Raw genomic sequence first — 1,428 nt, 5'->3', positions numbered from 1 at the left:
CTTTCACAAACTTCACATTTTATAATTGATCTATTTACCGGCATATAGTCTTCCTCCTTTCAAGAGTTATATGGATTTCGCATAACGTCCCTGGGATTCGCGACGTCTCATTGTTGCTCCTATATTCTGCTCATCCTCCTAAATTTCATAAGTCAGTGCTGTAACCCTGCCTCTCCCTCTTACCTAGATGTCGCTAATCGCATGTTATGTAATGTACAAAATCTTTACTATAAATTTTCTTCTAAAGAAGCCTCATCATAATGAGATTTACAAAAAGAATTTAATGATATCTTACCAAAAGACATTAATATTAATGCAATCACTGGAGATAAAAAAGTATTTGCAGTTCCTACTATCGGAGAAATAGCATTTGATATAACAGCTACTACATACATTTGAGTAACATTTTCCATTGAAGCTAACTTAGATTTCTCTTTTTCATAATGATTATCACTGCATAAAAATTTAACAACTTCTTCTTTAACATTCTCAAAAAATAATTCAGAACTTTTTTGAGTCCCAAAATTAGCATTATTACCTATAGAAGCACTTAACCATTTCTTAGCAGTAGTTTGAGGAGATTCTTTTTCTAATCCTAAATCATAAATTACTTTTCTTTGATAGTCTTCTAAGCATTCCACCCAGGAATCAGGATCAGATTCTTCTAAAATATTCTTAAAATTCATTATAACATCTCCTTTAAATACTCTGTTGATACAATATGAGTTGTTGGATGAAGAGATTGAGGATTTAATCCACCTACAATAAGTCCTCCTCCCGTATTAGGGACATAAGCTCCTACTAATATTCCTACTACTTTTTTAGTTGAAGAATGTATTACTGGAGACCCAGATTGTCCAGGTCTTGTCTGTAAATTTATTACTGCATGTTTAGTTTTTACACCATTGTTATCTAATAAAATTTTTGCACCTATTTTTGAATCTTGCTTAGTTAACACCATTCGTCCATGATCTGCATGAGGATAACCAAATATTGAAATCTGATCACCTACTTTCATATTATCTAATGATGATACTTTCAAATTAGAGTTAGCCTCAACATCAGCTTTTAAAATAGCAGTATCATGAATCGGATCAATTTTAGATATTTCCGCTTTTAACATTTGCACATTTGTATCTGTAGTATCTTGATAATTAGAAAGCTTATCTTCTTTAGAAATAATAATAACTAAATTATTATCATTATTCTCAGTCACATGAGAAGCTGTAGCAAACAAGCCTTCTTCTTTCAATAAAAAACAACTTCCTAAAATTGTTACTCCCTTTGGATTATTTCTTCCAACTGCCATAACTAAATTGGGAATTAATTCAAACATTATTTATGTTTATCGGAAATATGTTTAATAAGCTCTAATCTCCGATAAACTCTCACCTCCTTGTTTATTATATATTCTTGAGTGTTTAATAA

2 protein-coding genes are annotated in these 1,428 nt (G+C 30.9%); both read right to left on the bottom strand.

Features of this window, described 5'->3' with window-relative positions:
- Positions 1-227: 227 nt before the first annotated feature.
- On the bottom strand, positions 228-686 hold the full coding sequence (locus JOC47_RS15240) for a hypothetical protein (protein WP_204703291.1): 459 nt from the start codon (positions 684-686) through the stop codon (positions 228-230).
- Positions 686-1,309, bottom strand: a complete 624-nt coding sequence (locus JOC47_RS15235; protein ID WP_275579442.1) for a S1 family peptidase — start codon at positions 1,307-1,309, stop codon at positions 686-688. The genes JOC47_RS15240 and JOC47_RS15235 overlap by 1 nt, the downstream gene beginning before the upstream one ends.
- Positions 1,310-1,428 lie beyond the last annotated feature (119 nt).

The organism is Halanaerobacter jeridensis, from assembly GCF_016908315.1.
Lineage (GTDB): Bacteria > Bacillota > Halanaerobiia > Halobacteroidales > Halobacteroidaceae > Halanaerobacter > Halanaerobacter jeridensis.
The sequence above is the reverse complement of the archived record's forward strand: the minus strand, read 5'-3'. Positions and strand labels throughout refer to the sequence as shown.

Coding starts and splice junctions, on each gene's coding strand:
- JOC47_RS15240 (WP_204703291.1), bottom strand. CDS start 686: ATGAATTTTAAGAATATTTTAGAAGAATCTGATCCTGATTCCTGGGTG.
- JOC47_RS15235 (WP_275579442.1), bottom strand. CDS start 1,309: ATGGCAGTTGGAAGAAATAATCCAAAGGGAGTAACAATTTTAGGAAGT.